Origin of the sequence: Nonomuraea sp. NPDC049129 (genome assembly GCF_040648495.1) — a bacterium.
Classification (GTDB): Bacteria; Actinomycetota; Actinomycetes; order Streptosporangiales; family Streptosporangiaceae; genus Nonomuraea.
On the sequence record NZ_JBEZDU010000019.1, the window covers coordinates 49,951 to 66,861 of the forward strand.

At 71.3% G+C, this 16,911-nt stretch carries 17 protein-coding genes; 9 read left to right on the forward strand and 8 right to left on the reverse strand.

What is annotated here, in order from left to right:
* On the reverse strand, positions 1–162 hold the full coding sequence (locus tag AB0B64_RS42645; RefSeq protein WP_357649351.1) for a hypothetical protein: 162 nt from the start codon (positions 160–162) through the stop codon (positions 1–3).
* Positions 155–985 carry an SPFH domain-containing protein gene (locus AB0B64_RS42650; RefSeq protein ID WP_357959169.1) on the reverse strand — a complete coding sequence of 277 codons (831 nt, stop codon included), beginning with the start codon at positions 983–985 and terminating at the stop codon, positions 155–157. The genes AB0B64_RS42645 and AB0B64_RS42650 overlap by 8 nt, the downstream gene beginning before the upstream one ends.
* A 58-nt stretch (positions 986–1,043) precedes the next feature.
* On the opposite strand from AB0B64_RS42650, the gene AB0B64_RS42655 reads away from it, so the two are divergent.
* Positions 1,044–2,219 carry a pyridoxal-phosphate dependent enzyme gene (locus tag AB0B64_RS42655; protein ID WP_358185397.1) on the forward strand — a complete coding sequence of 392 codons (1,176 nt, stop codon included), beginning with the start codon at positions 1,044–1,046 and terminating at the stop codon, positions 2,217–2,219.
* Between the two features lie 30 nt (positions 2,220–2,249).
* Here AB0B64_RS42655 and AB0B64_RS42660 read toward each other — a convergent pair whose 3' ends face one another.
* The 3 genes from AB0B64_RS42660 to AB0B64_RS42670 all read right to left on the reverse strand — a co-directional run bounded on the left by AB0B64_RS42660 (position 2,250) and on the right by AB0B64_RS42670 (position 5,893).
* Positions 2,250–2,951, reverse strand: a complete 702-nt coding sequence (locus AB0B64_RS42660) for a hypothetical protein (protein WP_358185400.1) — start codon at positions 2,949–2,951, stop codon at positions 2,250–2,252.
* Positions 2,952–2,976: 25 nt separating this feature from the next.
* Entirely contained in the window at positions 2,977–5,499 is a 2,523-nt protein-coding gene (locus tag AB0B64_RS42665; protein ID WP_358185403.1) for an ATP-dependent helicase C-terminal domain-containing protein, read from the reverse strand.
* Positions 5,500–5,575: 76 nt separating this feature from the next.
* On the reverse strand, positions 5,576–5,893 hold the full coding sequence (locus tag AB0B64_RS42670; protein WP_357959159.1) for a helix-turn-helix transcriptional regulator: 318 nt from the start codon (positions 5,891–5,893) through the stop codon (positions 5,576–5,578).
* A gap of 83 nt (positions 5,894–5,976) precedes the next feature.
* On the opposite strand from AB0B64_RS42670, the gene AB0B64_RS42675 reads away from it, so the two are divergent.
* Positions 5,977–7,128 (forward strand): MFS transporter, encoded by a 1,152-nt coding sequence (locus AB0B64_RS42675; protein WP_358185407.1) that lies wholly within the window; start codon positions 5,977–5,979, stop codon positions 7,126–7,128.
* On the opposite strand, the gene AB0B64_RS42680 is transcribed toward AB0B64_RS42675, so the two are convergent.
* A complete protein-coding gene (locus tag AB0B64_RS42680) occupies positions 7,077–7,637 on the reverse strand; it encodes a TetR family transcriptional regulator (RefSeq protein ID WP_358185410.1) in 561 nt (186 codons plus the stop codon). The genes AB0B64_RS42675 and AB0B64_RS42680 overlap by 52 nt on opposite strands.
* A 141-nt stretch (positions 7,638–7,778) precedes the next feature.
* On the opposite strand from AB0B64_RS42680, the gene AB0B64_RS42685 reads away from it, so the two are divergent.
* Complete coding sequence (locus AB0B64_RS42685) at positions 7,779–8,738, forward strand: hypothetical protein (RefSeq protein WP_358185413.1); 960 nt, start codon at positions 7,779–7,781, stop codon at positions 8,736–8,738.
* 5 nt (positions 8,739–8,743) lie between these two features.
* On the opposite strand, the gene AB0B64_RS42690 is transcribed toward AB0B64_RS42685, so the two are convergent.
* Together AB0B64_RS42690 and AB0B64_RS42695 are read right to left on the reverse strand one after the other, a co-directional pair.
* Positions 8,744–9,574 carry an undecaprenyl-diphosphate phosphatase gene (locus tag AB0B64_RS42690; protein WP_357959147.1) on the reverse strand — a complete coding sequence of 277 codons (831 nt, stop codon included), beginning with the start codon at positions 9,572–9,574 and terminating at the stop codon, positions 8,744–8,746.
* Positions 9,575–9,615: 41 nt separating this feature from the next.
* Positions 9,616–10,497 (reverse strand): MurR/RpiR family transcriptional regulator, encoded by an 882-nt coding sequence (locus AB0B64_RS42695; protein WP_357959143.1) that lies wholly within the window; start codon positions 10,495–10,497, stop codon positions 9,616–9,618.
* A 114-nt stretch (positions 10,498–10,611) separates the two neighbouring features.
* On the opposite strand from AB0B64_RS42695, the gene AB0B64_RS42700 reads away from it, so the two are divergent.
* From AB0B64_RS42700 to AB0B64_RS42725, 6 genes are all read left to right on the forward strand, one after another.
* Positions 10,612–11,745 carry a C45 family peptidase gene (locus AB0B64_RS42700; protein WP_358185417.1) on the forward strand — a complete coding sequence of 378 codons (1,134 nt, stop codon included), beginning with the start codon at positions 10,612–10,614 and terminating at the stop codon, positions 11,743–11,745.
* Complete coding sequence (locus tag AB0B64_RS42705) at positions 11,742–13,349, forward strand: ABC transporter substrate-binding protein (RefSeq protein ID WP_358185420.1); 1,608 nt, start codon at positions 11,742–11,744, stop codon at positions 13,347–13,349. Before AB0B64_RS42700 ends, AB0B64_RS42705 begins: the two co-directional genes overlap by 4 nt.
* Positions 13,350–13,351: 2 nt before the next feature.
* Positions 13,352–14,266 carry an ABC transporter permease gene (locus AB0B64_RS42710; protein ID WP_357959134.1) on the forward strand — a complete coding sequence of 305 codons (915 nt, stop codon included), beginning with the start codon at positions 13,352–13,354 and terminating at the stop codon, positions 14,264–14,266.
* 64 nt (positions 14,267–14,330) lie between these two features.
* A complete protein-coding gene (locus tag AB0B64_RS42715; RefSeq protein ID WP_358185423.1) occupies positions 14,331–15,170 on the forward strand; it encodes an ABC transporter permease in 840 nt (279 codons plus the stop codon).
* Positions 15,170–16,111 carry an ABC transporter ATP-binding protein gene (locus AB0B64_RS42720; protein ID WP_357959128.1) on the forward strand — a complete coding sequence of 314 codons (942 nt, stop codon included), beginning with the start codon at positions 15,170–15,172 and terminating at the stop codon, positions 16,109–16,111. The genes AB0B64_RS42715 and AB0B64_RS42720 overlap by 1 nt, the downstream gene beginning before the upstream one ends.
* Positions 16,111–16,872, forward strand: a complete 762-nt coding sequence (locus tag AB0B64_RS42725) for an ABC transporter ATP-binding protein (protein ID WP_358185426.1) — start codon at positions 16,111–16,113, stop codon at positions 16,870–16,872. Before AB0B64_RS42720 ends, AB0B64_RS42725 begins: the two co-directional genes overlap by 1 nt.
* Positions 16,873–16,911 lie beyond the last annotated feature (39 nt).

A 16,911-nucleotide genomic window follows, 5' to 3' on the forward strand; every position in this document is an offset into this window, starting at 1 on the left:
TCACCCTTCGTTGCGAGGCTCCCGGCCGGCCTGCTTCAGCGCGAGCCGCAACGCGTACTCGATCTGCGCGTTGACGCTGCGGAGATCGTCGGCCGCCCACTTGGCGAGGGCGTCGTAGACGGCCGGATCGAGGCGCAGCAGGAGCTTCTTGCGCTCAGGCATACAGGCTGCCGGTGTTCACCACCGGCTGGATCGCCCGGTCGCCGCAGAGGACGACCAAGAGGTTGGAGACCATCTGCGCTTTACGCTCCTCGTCCAGCTCCACCACCTGCTCGGCGGCCAGCCTATCGAGCGCGAGCTGGACCATGCCCACAGCGCCTTCGACGATTCGGGTACGCGCCGCCACGACCTGCGCGGCCTGCTGGCGGACCAGCATGGCCTGGGCGATCTCGGGAGCGTAGGCGAGGTGCGTGATGCGCGCCTCCAGCACTTCGATCCCGGCCAGCTCGGTGCGCTCGCGCAACTCGGCGGTGAGCTCGGCGGCCACCTCCGTGCCGTCGCGCAGGCTGGTGCGACCGGCTTCGTGCGAGTCGTAGGGGTGCGTGGTGGCCAGGTGGCGCACGGCCGCCTCCGACTGAATCTCGACGTAGTCCTCATAGTCATCCACCGAGAACTTGGCCTTGGCCGCGTCGTCCACCTTGTAGACGACCACCGCGGCGATCTCGACAGGGTTGCCGTCGGCGTCGTTGACCTTGAGCTTGGCCGTCTCGAAGTTGCGGACCCTGAGCGTGATCGTGGTCTTGTTGGTGAACGGCAGCACCCACTGTAAGCCCGCGTCCTCGACCGTGCCGATGTAGCGGCCGAAGAACTGCACCACCTTCGCCTCGTTCGGGTTGACCACGGTGAACCCGCTGGCGACCAGTGCGAAGAGGACGATCCACCCGATGCCCAGAACCTCCGGCGAGCCGATGGCCGCCACGGCGGCGAGCACCAGCAGGACGAGGAGGACCAGGAAACCGTTCAGGCGGAAGGCGTATCGTTCCATCCCGACTCCTTGCTATCGAAGTGATATCACAATGATAGCGCGTCTACGCTTGGTCCGCGTGAACGGACCATCTCTGGCCACCGGCCAGCGCTCCCTGGGCGACCCCTCGATCACGTATCCGCTGTGGCCGCCGCTGACCCGCGGCTGCCCCAGGACGAGCACCGCGTCATTGGCCTATCCGGTCGAGGTCGACTACGACTACGCCCGGGTCAGCGCGACCCTGTTCGAGCAGGAGCCGGGGCCCGACCTCGCGCGCTGGTCGCCGCTGCTGCCGCCGCTGCACGCGCCCACGCTGGGCGAGGGCGGCACGCCGCTGATCCCGCTGGAAGGCGTGTACGTCAAGGACGAGTCACGCAACCCCACCTGGTCGCACAAGGACCGGCTCAACCGGGTCGCGGTAAGCGCGGCAGTGGGCGCGGGGGCGCCGGGCGTGGTGGTGGCCTCGTCGGGCAACCACGGCGCCTCGGCCGCCGCGTACGCCGCCCGCGCCGGACTGCCCGCCATCGTGCTCGCCTCGGCCGACGCGCCGCCCGCCGTCCATTCGCTCGTTCGCGCGTACGGGGGCAAGGTGCTCGCCGTGCCGGTCGAGGCGCGCTGGCCGCTGATGCGCGAGATCGTGGACCGGCTCGGCTACCACCCGGTCAGCAACCTGACCGTCACCCACACCGGGCACCCGTTCGGGGCCGAGGGCTACAAGACGATCGCGTACGAGCTGTTCCTGCAGCTCGGCGGGGTGCCGGCGGCGGTGTTCGCGCCGACGGGCTACGCGGAGCTGCTGTACGGGGTCTGGAAGGGGTTCACCGAGTTGCGCCGGCTCGGGCTGGCGGGCACGACGCCGCGCATGTTCTCCTGCGAGGCCGCCGCGGGCGGTCCGCACGCGCGGGCCGTCGCCACGGGGGCGCCGGCCGCGATCGTCTCGCTCGGGCACACGGACGCGTACGGCATCGGCGGTTCGGTGGGCGGCCACCGGGGCGTACGGGCGGTGCGCGACAGCGACGGCGAGGCGCTGCTGGTCACCGACGAGGAGATGCGGGCGGCCCAGCGGGCGCTGGCCAGGCAGGGGCTGTGGCAGGAGCTGTCGGGAGCGGCGGGGCTGGCCGCCTACCGCAAGCTGGGGCGGGACTTCGACGGGCCGGTGGTCTGTGTCGCCACGTCCAGCGGGTTCAAGGATGTGGGGGTGGGGTCGGAGACGGTCGAGGTACTGACGAACCCGACCATGGACGACGTACTGTGAGGTCGTCTGCGGGGTTGCGGCGCGTCTGGGTCACGCCTTCAGCCATACCCGGAGCGGGCCGATCGGGGTGAAGCCGTGCCGGGACGCGGGGGCCGGGTCGGTCTCGTAGCCGACCAGTGGGCGGCCGGGGAACAGCTCGGCCGCCAGCGCCACTGTGCCCGACCAGGCGGCGTCCAGGTCGCAGCCCAAGGCGAACACGTTCGAGACGCCCACCACACTGCCGCTCGCGTTGAGCGCGGACCCGCACACGATGTCGCCGCCGATCCGGCCCGCCAGCACGGTGACCTCGTGCAGCAGCGGCGGCCGGAACAGATCCGTGTCATCCGCCGGAAAACAGGCGCGCTCCCAGTCACGGAGCGTGTCCGCGTCGCGGACCGCCTCCCAGGCGATGAGATCCCCGGTCGCCGCCGGGGCGATGGCCTCGCCGGTCGTCGTGGGGGCCGGGCGGTGGATCCACTCGGCCTCGAACAGCAGGTTCCACCCGGGTGGCGGCTGGAGCAGCGCGAAGCTGTCCTTGACCGAGGCGCTCCGCTTGCCCTCGACCCCGGCCAGCAGGTCGGCCCACGTCGCCTCGGGGGAGAGGGCGACGGCATCGGGATAGTAGGTCGGGGTGACGCCGGCGTTGGTCCAGCTCAGCGCGCTGAACGTGCCGGGGGATCCGTGCGAGCGGCACACCGCGTCGCACCACTCGGCGTTGTTGCGCGCCGCCTCAAGCAGCCGGTCATCGGTCATCTCGGCTCCCGTTCGGCCGCGGGGGTCATCTCGGATTCGCGCGGCGGGTGGGGGCCGCGGTCAGCGGATCCTCCGGCCAGGGGTGCCGGGGGTAGCGGCCGCGTAGCTCCGCGCGGACCGCACGGTAGCCCTCGCGCCAGAACGACGCAAGGTCCGCGGTGACCGCCACCGGGCGTCCGGCGGGGGAGAGCAGGTGTACGAGGAGCGGTACGCCCGCGATCTTCGGCGTCTCCGTCCAGCCGAACAGCTCCTGCAGCTTGACCGCCAGCACCGGTTGCCCGCCCGAATAGTCCACGCGGACGCGGGAGCCGCTGGGCACCGCGACGCGCTCGGGCGCCACCTCGTCCAGCCGCCGGCTCCATGGGATCAGCCGCTTCAGGGCGGTGGCCACGTCGATGCGCTCCAGGTCGGCTCGGCGGCGAGCGCGGGACAGCTCCGGCTCCAGCCAGCGTTCGGCGATCTCCGCCAGGTCGTCCATCGGGAGCCACGGGTCGCCGAGTTCGCGATGGCAGAACGCCAGGCGGTCCCTGAGGGCGGTGGCCTCCTTGGTCCAGGTCAGTACGTCCTCGGTGCGCAGGCCATACAGGATGGCCTCGCGTATGTCGGCGTTCTTGAGCGGGGTTGCGGAGAGCTCGATCGCGCCCAGCCGCTCGACGACGCGGGCGGACACGTCGCCGCGGCGCTCGCCCGGCGGGGTGCGCCAGGCGATCTCCTCCTCGGTGGTCACCGGGAACGCCAGCCTGGCGGTCTCCTCATCGATCACCACGGCCTGACGGATCCGGGCTGACGCCGAGCCGGTCGGACGGTCGGCCACCGCCACGGCCAGCCACTTCGCCTCGCCGAGCCGCGACCCCTCGGCCAACTGCGCCTGGGTGCCGGACGCCATCAGGTATCCACCGCCCCGCCGCCGCGCCACCCGCTCAGGAAACGCCAACGCCACCGCCAGCCCGGCCACGGCGTCGTCGGTCATCTCCCGTCTGGCCGGTGACGCGGGTCCCCGGTCCTGGGGTGGGGTGCTTCTTGTGAGGCGGCGGACCTCCTGGCGCCAGCGGGCTGTGAAGCCGTCGCGGCCATGGCGGGCCGAGCGCCAGATCTCCACGAGGTCGTCACCCGCGTCGCGGGGGAGCTGGTCGGACAGGAGCGCCACCACCTCGGCGGCGCGCGGTCCGAGGTCGAGGAGCGCTCTGGCCAGGCGCGGGTGCACGCCGACCAGTGCCATCCGTCGCCCCCGCGCGGTCACTCGCCACATCACCCGGTCGGTGCCACCACCGGTTACCTGGCCGGTGCTGTCGCCGGTCACATGGTCGGTGCCGTCGTCCGACCCGTACCAGGGCGTGGTGGTGCCGGGGGCTGGTTCCAGGGCGCCCAGGGTGTGGAGGGTGCGGGTGGCGGCGGTCATCGCGGCAGGTGGTGGTGGGTCGAGCAGGGCGAGGCCTGAGGCGTCCGGGTCGCCCCAGCAGGCGGCCTGCAGTGCGAACCCCGTGAGGTCCGCCAAAGCGATCTCCGGCCGTGCGTGGTCGGCGAGCCGCTCGTGCTCCGCCGCCGTCCAGCACCGGTACACCGTGCCGGGAGCCTCCCGCCCGGCCCGGCCGGCGCGCTGGTCGGCCGATGCCTTCGAGACCCGTACGGTGGTGAGCGAGCCGAGGCCCCGGGCGTGGTCGGTGCGCGGCTCCCTGGCCAGGCCCGAGTCCACCACCACCCGCACCCCCGGCACGGTCAGGCTCGACTCCGCCACCGACGTGGCCAGCACCACCCTGCGCGCCGACCCGGGCGACAGCACCGCGTCTTGGACCTGGGCCGGCGCCTGCCCGTGCACCTGAAGCACCTCGACACCACCCGAGAGCCCACTGCCGAGCTGGGCGGCCACCCTGGCGATCTCGCCCGTGCCGGGCAGGAAGCACAGGATGTCGCCCTCCCGTTCGGCCAGCGCCTGCCGTACGACCTGGGCCACGTGCGAGAGCAGCGCGGGGTCGACCCGGAGGCCGTGCGGCGGGGCGACCGGGCGTACCGGTGGCGTCCACACGATCTCGACAGGGTGTGTCGCGCCGGACGCGCGGACGATCGGCGCGTCGCCGAGCAGGCGGGACCAGGGGGCGGCGTCCGCGGTGGCCGAGGCGGCGAGGAGGCGCAGGTCGGGGCGGAGCGTGTCCCGTACGTCGAGCAGGAAAGCGAGCGCCGTGTCGGCGTCGAGGTGGCGTTCGTGGCATTCGTCGAGCATCACCACGTCCACGCCAGAAAGCTCCTGGTCGCGCTGGAGCCGCTGCAGGAGTACGCCGGTGGTGACGACCTCCACCAGGGGGTTCGCGCCGGTGTGCCGTTCGCCGCGGATCGTATAGCTGACGCCCATCCGTTTGGCCGCGGCTCGTACGGCCAGTCGCCGCGGCTCCGCCACCAGCACCCGTAGCCCGGCCGCCGCCAGGGCGAGTGGGACGACGGTGGTCTTGCCCGTGCCGGGTGGTGAGGTCAGGATGGCCGACCCGGCGCGGTCGAGCACGTCGAGCAGCTCGGGCAGGACGTGCCGGATGGGCAGCCCGTCAGCCGGGGACACCGGCCGCCCGTCTGCCGGGGACGCCGACCGCCCGTCAGGCTGGGGCAGCGGTCGGCCGTCAGACGCGGGCCGCCGCTCAGACCGGGACATGAGCCGCCGAAAGGATCGCGTCGAGCAGGCCGGGGAAGCGGGCGTCGAGGCCGTCGCGCCGCAGGCTGATGTACTTCAGCCGCCCCTCCTGTCTCGACATGATCACCCCGGCCTCGCGCAGCGTTCGGTAGTGGTGCGAGGCCGTCGACTTGTGGACGCCGAGGTCGTCGCCCGCCGCCGTGCACGTTATCTCGCCGCGGCTGGCCAGCCGGATGACGATCTCCATGCGTATGGGATCGGACAGCGCCCGCAACACCTCGGTGAGCTGGATGTCGGCAGTGGCCGGATGGGGAAGCAGGCGCATGGTCCGACCTTACCTCCGTCGGATTGTTTGACAACAATCCAACGATAGTCCAGTTTGATGAGCATCAAACTGAAGGAGACTCAGTGAGCAGTCGGCTCTATCCTCTCGCGCTCGGGAATTTCGCCGTCGGCACCGGCATGTTCGTCACCGCCGGGCTGCTGGCGCCCATTTCACATGATCTGGATATCTCGTTATCGGCGGCCGGCCAGCTGATGACCGTGTTCGCGCTGGCCTACGCGTTGCTGTCGCCGGTGCTGGCCGCCCTGACCGCGCGGCTGTCGCGCCGGCGGGTGCTGCTGATCGCGCTGGCCGTGTTCGTGCTGGGCAACACGTTGACCGCGCTGGCGCCCACGTACCCGCTGGTGATGGTCACCCGCGTGGTCGCGGCGGCGGGGGCGGCGATGTTCACGCCGACCGCCTCCGGTGTCGCCACGGCGCTGAGTTCGCCCGAACGCCGTGGTCGTGCGCTCGCGCTGGTGATGGGCGGCCTGAGCGTCGCGTCGGCGATCGGCGTGCCGCTGGGTACCTGGCTCGGGTCCGCGTTGAGCTGGCGGGCCACGATCTGGCTCGTGGTCGCGCTCGGCGTCCTCGGCTTCGCCGGGGTGGTCGCCGTGGTGCCCGACGTCATGGTCGAGACCACGGGACGGCTGTCCGACCGGTTCGCCCCGCTGGCCGACCGGCGGGTGCTGGCGGTGCTGACGACGCAGTTGCTGATGTTCGCCGCCGGGTTCGCCGCCTACACCTACATCGGCTCGCTGTTCGACCTGCCGCTGCCCGCCGTCCTGTGGGCGTGGGGGATCGGCGGGGTCGTGGGCAACCAGGTCGGCGGGCGGTTCACCGACCTGTACGGGCCGCGGCGGATGGTGCTGATCGGCATCGCCGCCTCGACGGTGTTCATGGCGCTCATCCCGGTCGCCAACCTCGCCCTGCCCATCGCCCTGGTGTGGGCGCTCTGCTGGGGCGCGCTCGGGTGGCTGGTCGCGCCGGCGCAGCAGTACAGGACCGTGGCGGCCGTGCCGCACAACGTGCCGATCGGTCTTGGACTGCTGTCTTCGGCGCAGTATGTCGGGTTGTTCGTGGCGGGCATCACCGGCGGCCTGGCCCTCGACGGGTACGGCAGAGCGGGCGTGATCGTGCTGGCCACCGGGCTCGCGCTGCTGGCGCTGGTCTTCACGCTGGTGACCTATCGGCCGGAGACGGTCAGCTCGTCGAGCGAGAGCGTGCCGGTCAGATAGCGCTGTACGTTGGGCGCCACCAGGGCCGCCACCCGGTCCACGGGCAGCGAGGCCAGCGGATCGACCTTGAGCACGTAGCGGAACATGGCCATGCCGACCAGCTGCGACCCGGCGAGCAGCGCGCGGATCTCGGCGTGGTCGCCGGGCAGCCGTTCGGCGAGCGGCCCGAGCAGATCCACCCGCGTGAGGTTCGTCACCAGGTCGGCCGCGGCCGGGGTGGCGGCGGCCGCCTGCAGGATGGCGGTCAGCCGCGGGCCGTGCGCGGGATGCTCCCAGAGCGACAGATATCTGGTCACCAGCCGCTCGCCTATGTGCTCCGGGTCGCCGTCGAGGGCCTCGGCCATCAGCCGGACCGGCATGCTGTGCTCGATCGCCGCGCGGAACAGCCCCTCCTTGCTCCCGAAGAAGTGCATCACCAGCGCCGGATCGACACCCGCCGCGCGGGCCACGGCCCTGATCGTGGTCTGCCCGTAGCCCTGCGCGGTGAAGGAGTCGACCGCGGCCTCCAAGATCGACCTCCTGGTCGGGGGGCTGCCCGGGCGCCTTCCGCGTTCTTCGGCCATGGGGCCATTCAACTACGGAAATTCATCTATGTAGAATTCGACGGCCATGAATTCAACAGTGATGAAGTCAACAGACAGTGAATCTCTATGAGGAAGATCATCGGCGTGCTCGTCGGGGTCTCGTTGCTCGGCATGCTCTTCTCGGGGTCGTTCCTCGGGACGTTCTTCGAGCCGGAGCCGCACGGCGTGCCGGTCGCGGTGGTCGGGCCGGACACGCTGGTGAACCAGCTGTCGGGCGCCATGGAAGACAAGCAGCCCGGCGGCTTCGACCTGCGGGAATACACCTCCGTCGACGTCGCCCACGAGGCCCTGCTCGGCCGGGAGGTGGACGCGATCCTGGTCCCGCGGGAGGGCAGGCTCGTGGTGGCCAGCGCGGGCGGGCGCGCGGGCGCCGCCGCGATCACCGGGGCCTTCCAAGCCGCCGAGCAGGCGCGGGGCCGGGCATTGCGGGTGGAGGACGCGGTGCCGCTCGCCGCTGGTGACGTGGGCGGCACGTCCGGCATGTTCTACGTGCTCAGCCTGGTGCTGCCCGGCCTCGCGATGGCCCTGCTGCTCACGAAGGTCGCGCCCGGCCACGGCGTGGCTCTGCGGGTCGGGGTGATGGTGGCGGGCGCCCTGGTGGCGGCCTCGGTCAATGCCTGGCTCGCGGACGTGGTGCTCGGCGCCCTGCCCGGCAGATACGGCTGGCTGGTCGTGGTGTCGGCGGGGATCGTACTGACCATCGGACTGGTCGTCTCGGGCCTGCTCAAGACCGTCGGCATCGGGGGGATGGTGCTGGCGGCGCTGCTGTTCATCCCGATCGGGCTGCCGGCCAGCGGCGGCCCGATCGGGGCGCGGTTCATTCCCGAGTGGTACGCCGCGATCGGCCGCTTCCTGCCGGTGGAACCGGGGAGCGAGGTGGTGCGCAACACCGTCTACTTCGACGGGGCCGCGCTGGGGACGCCGCTAGGGGTGCTGGCGGCCTGGGCGCTGCTCGGGGTGGTCCTCCTGGCGCTGCCCCGCCGCCGTACGAGCTCTCACCAGGCGGCTCATCGCATACGCCGGTGAGTGGCTCAGCCCTGGGCGGGGATCCAGCCGATGGTGACCGCGAGGATGACGAACAGCCCGAGCAGGATGCGATAGATGACGAACCCGGTGAAGCGGTGCTGGCTGATGTACTTCAGGAACCAGGCCACCGCCGCATAGCCGACGACGAACGAGATGACCGTCGCCAGGATGGTCGGCCCCCAGTCGGGTGCCTGGCCCCCGCCGATCTGGGCGACCTCCAGCAGGCCTGACGACAGGACCGCGGGGATGGCCAGCAGGAAGGAGTATTTGGCGGCGTCCTCGCGCCGATAGTCGAGCAGCAGACCCGCCGTGATCGTGCCACCGGAGCGGGAGACGCCCGGGATCAGCGCCAGTGCCTGCGCGAAGCCGTAGACGATGGCGTGCGTGAAGCTCAGGTGCTTCTCCAGCGTGAGCCTGTTGCGGGCGGTGTAGTCGGCGAACCAGAGGATGATGCCGAATACGATCAGCGTGGTGCCCACCAGGCGCAGGTCGCGGAAGACCGTCTCGATCTGGTCCTTGAACACCAGGCCCAGGATGCCGATGGGCAGGGATCCGACGATCACGTACCAGCCCATCCGGGCGGCGTAGTGGCTGCGCAGTTCGGGCGTCCACAGGGCGCGGGTCCAGGTGGAGATGATCTCCCAGATCTCTTTCCTGAAGTAGATCAGCACGGCCGTCTCGGTGCCGAGCTGGATCACCGCCGTGAACGCGGCGCCGGGATCCTGCCAGCCGAAGAACGCGGACACCACGCGAATATGGGCACTTGAGGAGATCGGCAGGAACTCCGTGAGGCCCTGAATCAGCCCCAGCACCACCGCTTCGAGCCAGCCGATCACGACTACACCTTCCCCATACCCGCGTAAGTGACGAGGCGAGGCTAGCGGATACGGGGGCCCAGCAGTTGCTCGCGGAGTGCGGTCAGCTGGTGGGAATGCTCGACGGAACGGCTCTCGTCGAGCGAATCGAGCGCCAGCAGCAGCGCGTCGGCCACGATGATGCCGGTCAGCGGCTCGGCGCTGATGCCGGTGGGCGTGTGAGGGGCGGCCAGTACGGCGTCGACCCGGTCGGCGAAAGTGCCGCCCAACTCGTCCGAGATGAGGATCACGCCGGCGCCCACCGCGTGCGCCCGGTCGATCAGCACCGTGAGCTCCCTGAGCTTGCGGCCCGGCTGGAAGATGACCACGGCCTCGCCGTGCTGGAGTGAGAGCAGGTCGTCGGCCAGCGCGAAGCCGGTGGCCGAGACCGCGCGGGCGCGGTGGCCACGACGGCCCAGCTTGAGCGCGAAATAACGGGCGGACGGCTCGGAGGCGCCCGCGCCGTAGACGAGCACCGAGCTCGCGTGGGCCATCACCTCGATCGCGCGCTGGAACGCCTCCGCGTCATAGAGCCGGCGGCCGTGGTCGAGGCGCTCGCGGGCCTCGTCGAAGACCCGGTCCCAGATCGCCGACAGGTCGTGGCCGACATGGCTGATGCGCTGCCGCATGCGTACGTCGGGCGCCACGGCCGAGGTGAACTCACCGGCGAGCGCCCGCTTGAGCCCCGGCAGCCCGCCGAAGCCGAGCCGCTGCATGGTGCGGATCACGGTGGCGTTGCTCGTGCCGGAGGCCGTGCCCAGCTCCTGCGCGCTGGAGAAGAGGATCTGCTCGGGCGCAGCGGAGATCAAGAACTGGCACACGGCGCGCTCGGCGGGAGACAGCTCGTCCCAGAGCTGCTTCACCGTGCTCCTGAGCTGCTCGATCGGACTGTGTGAATTTTCCATTACGAACCTTGACTCCTGTGTAGCGCTCATTACTCTTTCCTGGAAACGACCGCTACGGACTCGTTGCCTCACTGAAATGAACGTTACAGGCAGCGGCCGGTCCAAGGAGCACCATTGAGCCTCACATCCCTGCCCGTCGTCGAGATCGCCGGGGGTCCGCGAGAACGCGGGCGCCAGTACGGCGAGCAGGCCCGCGAGCGGATCCACCGGGCGCTGGCCTACTACGCCGAGGCGTTCGCCCACTCCAGCGGCCTGGACTGGCCACAGGTGACGCAGCGGGCGGCGCGCTGGGTGGAGCCGAGCAAGGCGTTCGCCCCCGACCTGGTGGAGGAGATGGAGGGCATCGCGGAGGGCGCCGGCGTCGAGTTCCTCGACATCGTCGCGCTGAACGCGCGTGGGGAGATCATCTACGACACCACGTTCAACTCCATGGAGCCGGACGGGTGCACCTCCTTCGCCCTGATGGAGCAGGCGTCCGGCGACGGCCACGTCTACGCGGGCCAGAACTGGGACTGGCGGGCCGGCGTGGCCGACACGGTCATGGTGCTCAGGGTGGTCCAGCCGGGCAAGCCCACCGTGATCATGCACGTCGAGGCGGGCCAGGTCGGGCGGCAGGGGGCCAACTCGGCGGGCATCGCGCTCAACGCCAACGGGCTCGGCGGGCGCTTCGACGACGCGATCGGCGTGCCGCAGACGCTGATCAGGCGCCGGGTCCTCGACAGCGCCGACCTCAACTCGGCGCTGGAGGCGCTGACCAAGTCGCGGGCGCACATCGCCAGCAACGCGCTGGTCACCCACCGCGCCGGCTTCGCGATCGACCTGGAGACCACGCCCGGCGCCGTCGGCTGGATGTATCCCACCGACGGACTGCTCGTGCACGGCAACCACTACCAGGCGTTCATGCCGCCCCAACTGGCTGCCACCTACCGCCCCGGCTCGGCCGACTCGCTGTTCCGGGTGCCGCGCGCGGAGGGCGGGCTGCGCGCCGTCCGCCACGCGTCCGGCAGCGACGAGGCGCGCAAGCTGATCCGGCACGCCATGTCCGACCACCTCGGCTACCCCGAGTCGCTCTGCACCCACCCGGACGAGAGCCAGCCCCCTGTCAAGCAGTGGGCCACCCTGCTGTCGAGCTGTGTCGACCTCACCACGGGCGACTACTTGATCGCCGCCGGCACGCCCTGCGACCACGAGTACGAGCGCGTGCCCTGGAACCTCTACGACGGACCGCACGGAGAAGAGACGTTGTGAAGAAGACACTCGCTGTGGCCGGGCTGATCGGTCTCACCGCCGCGTGCGGTGGCCCGGCCGCCACGACCAAGGCGCCCGACCCGGCCAAGCTCACGCTGGTGAACCAGACGGCCAAGGCGACCGGCGCGCTCGACTCGGCCACCTGGCTGCTCGACGAGGAGCCGGGCACGCTGGACATGGACATCGACGGCAACACCGACAACCGAACGGTCCTGGCCAACGTCTGCGAGCGGCTCATGCAGACGCAGCCCGACATGACGGTCAAGCCGTGGCTGGCCGAGAAGATCGACCAGCCCGACCCCAAGACCATGGTCATGACCCTGCGCAAGGACGCCACCTTCCACGACGGCTCGCCGGTCACCGCCGACGACGTCGTGTGGAGCCTGAAGCGGCACTCGGGCGAGGGCATGGACGAGTCCGACGAGTTCGAGGACGTCGAGTCGATCAGCAAGTCCGGCGAGGGCCGGGTCACGATCGCGTTCAAGAAGCCGAACGCGCTGTTCGTCCAGGCCATGGCGGGCGGCGCGGGCATCGTGCTGAACCAGAAGGTCGTGGACAAGCTCGGCAAGGAGTACGGCACGCCGGGCCACGAGGACGCCTGCAGCGGGCCGTACCAGGTGAAGGACTGGAAGTCGGGCACCGAGCTGTCCATCGAGCGCTATGACGCCTATTGGAACAAGGACGTCAAGCCGCTCACCAAGACGGTGACCTTCAAATGGGCCGGCGACACGGCGCTGGTCAACAGCCTGACGACGGGCGCGGCCGACGGCGCCTACCTCTCCAGCACCGGCCCGGCGGTCGCGCTGCAGGGCAACCAGGCGGTCAACGTCGCCTACGGGCCCACCACGCGGGTGTTCGTGCTGCTGCCCACCGACCGCGGCGTGCTGAAGGACCCGAAGATCCGCCGGGCGCTGTCGCTGGCGGTCGACCGGGCGGGCATCGCCAAGTCCGGGTTCGCCGGGCTGGCCAGACCGTGGAAGGTGCCGGTGGGCGCGGGCGCCTGGTCGTACGAGAAGCAGGCCTTCCAGACGGCCTACGACCAGCTGTCCGGCGCGCCCGAGACGCCGTCGCTCGACGAGGCCAAGAAGCTGGTCCAGGAGGCCGGAACGCCCAAGGAGCCGATCGTGGTGGCCACCAACGGGGACGAGACCCGTACGGTGATCGCCAACGCGGTGGTCGACGCGGCCAAGAAGATCGGGCTCACCGCGCAGATCAAGACCGTGCCGCCGTCGGAGTTCGGCAGCTTCTACACCGACAAGGCGCTGCGCGCCCAGGTCGACCTGGTGCCCGACGACTGGTACATCACCAAGTCCGACCCGATCGGCTTCTACGACAACGGCCTGACGGGCTCGGCCAACAACTGGGTCGGCTTCAGCTCGCCCGAATACGACGCGCTCGTCGCCAAGGCGCTGGCCGGCACCGACGACGCCCAGCGCGCCAAGGACGTCATCGAGCTGCAGCGGCGCTTCACCGCCGACATGGTGTGGATCTCGCTCGTCGAGGTGCCGTCCGCGGTCGTGCTCGGCGGCAAGGTGACCGGGCCGCCCGCCTCCCAGGTCTACATGGGCTACCCGTGGGCCGCCGACCTCGGGGCCAAGGGCTGAGCATGGTCCGCAAGCTGACCGGGGTGGTCGCGACGCTGCTGGTCACCTCGTTCGTCATCTTCGGGGCGTCGTACGCGGCGCCCGGCGACCCGGTGACGTTCCTGGCGGGCGGCAAGGAGAACCTGACGCCCGAATACCTGGCGGCCGTCCGGGCGCAGTACCACCTGGACGACCCGTTCCTCGTCCAGTTCGGGCGCTGGCTCGGCGACGCCGTGACCGGCGACCTGGGCCGGTCCACGCAGTACAACGACCAGGTGGGCGACCTGCTGGCGGCGCGGTTGCCGAGCACGCTCGGGCTGGTCGCCTACGCGGCCGTGCTGTTCGTGGTGTTCGGCATCGCGCTGGGCGTGCTGGCGGCGGTACGCGGCGGGCGGACCGACGCGGCGGTGGTGGCGGGCACGACCTTCGCCACCTCCGTGCCGCCGTTCGTGGTGGCCACCGTGCTGATCTCGCTGTTCGGCGTCCGGCTCGGCTGGTTCCCCGTCATGGGCGGCGGCTCGCTCTGGCACCTGACCCTGCCGGCCGTGACGCTGGCGCTCGGCGCGCTGGCGATCATCAGCCGGGTCACCAGGCAGGCCATGGTCGAGCAGCGCGAGCTCGACCACGTGACCGTCGCCCGCGCCTCCGGGCTGTCCGAGCGGCTGATCGTGGTCAGGCACGTCTTCCGCGGCGCGCTGGGCCCGATCGTGACCATGTGCGGGCTGGTGACCGCCGGGATGCTGGCCGGGACGGTGACTGTGGAGACCGCGTTCGGCCTCAGCGGCATCGGCTCGCTGCTGGTCAACGCGATCAACACGCACGACTTCCCCGTGACGCAGGCGGTGCTGCTGCTCATGGTCACCGCCTACATCGTGGTGACCACGCTGGTGGAGCTGGTCCAGCCGCTGATCGACCCCCGAGCAAGGAGGCGGACATGAGCGAGCTTGTCGAGGTCATCAATAAGCACAGCACCTTGGTCATGAGGCCGACGAAGGAGGACTCATGACCGCTATTGCCACGCTGTCGCCGCGACCGGCCCGGCCGCTCGGCTACCTGCTCGCCGCCGCCTTCCTCGGCCTGGTCGTGGTCGGCGCGGTGTGCGCGCCGCTGGTCACACCGTTCGAGCCGGACGCGGTCGACTTCGGCGCCTCGCTCGCGCCGGTCTCGCCCGAGCACCTGCTCGGCGCCGACCAGTCGGGCCGCGACCTGCTCACCCGCATCCTGTACGGCGCCCGCACCTCGCTGGTCGGCCCGCTGCTGCTGCTCGCCATCGCCTCGGCCCTCGGCGTCGCCCTGGGCACGCTGGCCGCCTGGCACCGGGGCTGGGTCGACGCGGTGGTGTCCAGGGTGACCGACGTGATGTACGCCTTCCCCGGCCTGCTGTTCGTGGTGCTCATCGTGGCCGTCTTCGGCAACGGCATGACCACGGCGGTCATCGCGCTGGGCCTGGCCTACGCGCCGACGATCGCCAAGTACACCAGGAGCGTCGCGCTGGCCGAATGCGGCAAGCCGTACATCGACGCCTATCGGGTGCAGGGCATGGGCGGGCTGGCGATCTGCGTGCGCCACCTGGTGCCGAACATGGGGCGCTCGATCGTCGGCTACCTCGTGGTGCTGTTCGGCGAGGGGCTGATGAGCCTGGCCACGCTGAGCTTCCTGGGGTTCGGCGCGCAGCCGCCGTCGTCCGACTGGGGCCTCATGGTCAAGGAGGGGCAGCCGGCGATCGTGCAGGGCGCCTTCCTGCCCGTGCTGGTGCCCGGCGCGGCCATCGCCCTGGTGGTCGTGTCGTTCAACGTGATCGGCGTACGGCTCGCCGACCGCATGGGCGTGAGGGGAATCTGATGCTGCTCTCCGTGGAGGACCTCACGATCGAGGCGGGCGGCCGGCGGCCGATCCTGCGCGAGGTGTCGCTGAGCGTCGGCAAGGGCGAGGTCGTCGGTCTGGTCGGCGAGTCCGGCTCGGGCAAGTCCACGATCGCCCGCGCGGTGCTGCGCCTCCTGCCGCAGGGGGCGCGGGTGTCGGGCCGGGTGCTGGTCTCCGGCGACGACGTGCTCTCGATGAGCCCGGCGGCGCTCAGGGACCTGCGGGCCGCCCAGGTGTCGATGATCTACCAGGATCCGCGCTCGTCGCTCAACCCGGTACGCCGGATCGGCGACTTCCTCACCGAACGCATGGTGCTCACCCTGGGCCGGTCCAAGGCGGAGGCCCGTACGCGGGCGCTGGAGCTGCTGGCCGCCGTCGGCCTGCGTGACCCCGAGCGGTGCGTGCGGCAGTACCCGCACGAGCTGTCCGGCGGCATGCTCCAGCGCGTGGTCATCGCCGCCGCGCTGGCCGCCGACCCCGCCCTGCTCCTGGCCGACGAGGCGACCAGCGCGCTCGACGTCACCACCCAGGCCGAGACCCTTGCGCTGCTGCGCCGGATCCAGGCCGAACGGGAGCTCGGCATGCTGTTCATCACGCACGACCTGCACCTGGCCGCCGCCTACTGCGACCGGGTGCACGTGCTGTACGCCGGTGCGGTGGTGGAGTCGCGGCCGGCCAAGGAGTTGTTCGCGGACCCGCGGCACCCGTACACGGCCGGGCTGCTCGCCTGCACGCCCGAGCTCGGCGACCCGCGCCCGATCCGCCCCATTCCCGGCCGGCCGCCGTCGCTCGACGACGCGTTCACCGGCTGCCCGTTCGCGCCGCGCTGCCCGCACGCCACCGGCGACTGCGACGCCTGGCAGCCGCGGCCCCTGACCGTCGCGGGCGGCTCGGCCGCCTGCCGCCTCGTGGAGGCCTGATGCTGGCCGTAGAGAAGCTCAGCAAGTCCTTCCAGGGCGCCGTGGCCGCCGACGAGGTCTCCTTCGAGCTGGCGCCGGGCGGCTCGCTCGGGCTGGTCGGCGAGTCCGGCTCCGGCAAGACCACGATCGCCCGCATGCTCGTCGGGCTGGTCACTCCCGACTCCGGCACGATCACCGTGGCCGGCCGCCCCCGCGGCCCGAAGGAGCGCGGCAAAGCGGCCAGGCTCCGAAGAGCACGCGAGATCCAGATGGTCTTCCAGGACCCCTACCTTTCGCTGGACCCCCGGCTGACCGCGACCGAATGCCTGCACACCTCGCTCCGCCTGCACGGCAAGCCGCCCGCCCGCGCCGCCGAACTGCTCGACCAGGTGGGCCTGGGCAGCCGCGAGGCCGGCGCGCGCCCGCACCAGCTGAGCGGCGGCCAACGCCAGCGCCTCGCCATCGCCAGAGCGCTCGCGGTCGAGCCGTCGGTGCTGGTGCTCGACGAGGCCGTGGCCGCGCTCGACGTCTCCATCCAGGCCCAGATCCTGGAGCTGCTGGCCCAGGTACGTCGCGACGCGGGCGTGGCCCTGCTGTTCGTCAGCCACGACCTGGCCGTGGTCCGGCACCTGTGCGAGGAGACGCTGGTGCTGCATCGGGGGGTGGTCGTGGAGCGGGGCCCGGTCGAGCGGGTGCTGGCCGAGCCCGAGCACCCTTACACGCGCCTGCTGCTGGCCTCGGTGCCCGGCCCCGGCTGGGATCCGGCCAAAGTGGTGCGTTGAGCGCACGGTCCAGGTGGTGCGTGGCGCGCGGTCCAGGGG

What these genes read in the sequence shown, in the direction of transcription:
- AB0B64_RS42645 (WP_357649351.1), bottom strand. Translation starts at nt 162, where the DNA reads ATGCCTGAGCGCAAGAAGCTCCTGCTGCGCCTCGATCCGGCCGTCTAC.
- AB0B64_RS42650 (WP_357959169.1), bottom strand. Translation starts at nt 985, where the DNA reads ATGGAACGATACGCCTTCCGCCTGAACGGTTTCCTGGTCCTCCTCGTC.
- AB0B64_RS42660 (WP_358185400.1), bottom strand. Translation starts at nt 2,951, where the DNA reads ATGACCGATGACCGGCTGCTTGAGGCGGCGCGCAACAACGCCGAGTGG.
- AB0B64_RS42670 (WP_357959159.1), bottom strand. Translation starts at nt 5,893, where the DNA reads ATGCGCCTGCTTCCCCATCCGGCCACTGCCGACATCCAGCTCACCGAG.
- AB0B64_RS42685 (WP_358185413.1), top strand. Translation starts at nt 7,779, where the DNA reads ATGAGGAAGATCATCGGCGTGCTCGTCGGGGTCTCGTTGCTCGGCATG.
- AB0B64_RS42695 (WP_357959143.1), bottom strand. Translation starts at nt 10,497, where the DNA reads ATGGAAAATTCACACAGTCCGATCGAGCAGCTCAGGAGCACGGTGAAG.
- AB0B64_RS42710 (WP_357959134.1), top strand. Translation starts at nt 13,352, where the DNA reads ATGGTCCGCAAGCTGACCGGGGTGGTCGCGACGCTGCTGGTCACCTCG.
- AB0B64_RS42715 (WP_358185423.1), top strand. Translation starts at nt 14,331, where the DNA reads ATGACCGCTATTGCCACGCTGTCGCCGCGACCGGCCCGGCCGCTCGGC.
- AB0B64_RS42720 (WP_357959128.1), top strand. Translation starts at nt 15,170, where the DNA reads ATGCTGCTCTCCGTGGAGGACCTCACGATCGAGGCGGGCGGCCGGCGG.
- AB0B64_RS42725 (WP_358185426.1), top strand. Translation starts at nt 16,111, where the DNA reads ATGCTGGCCGTAGAGAAGCTCAGCAAGTCCTTCCAGGGCGCCGTGGCC.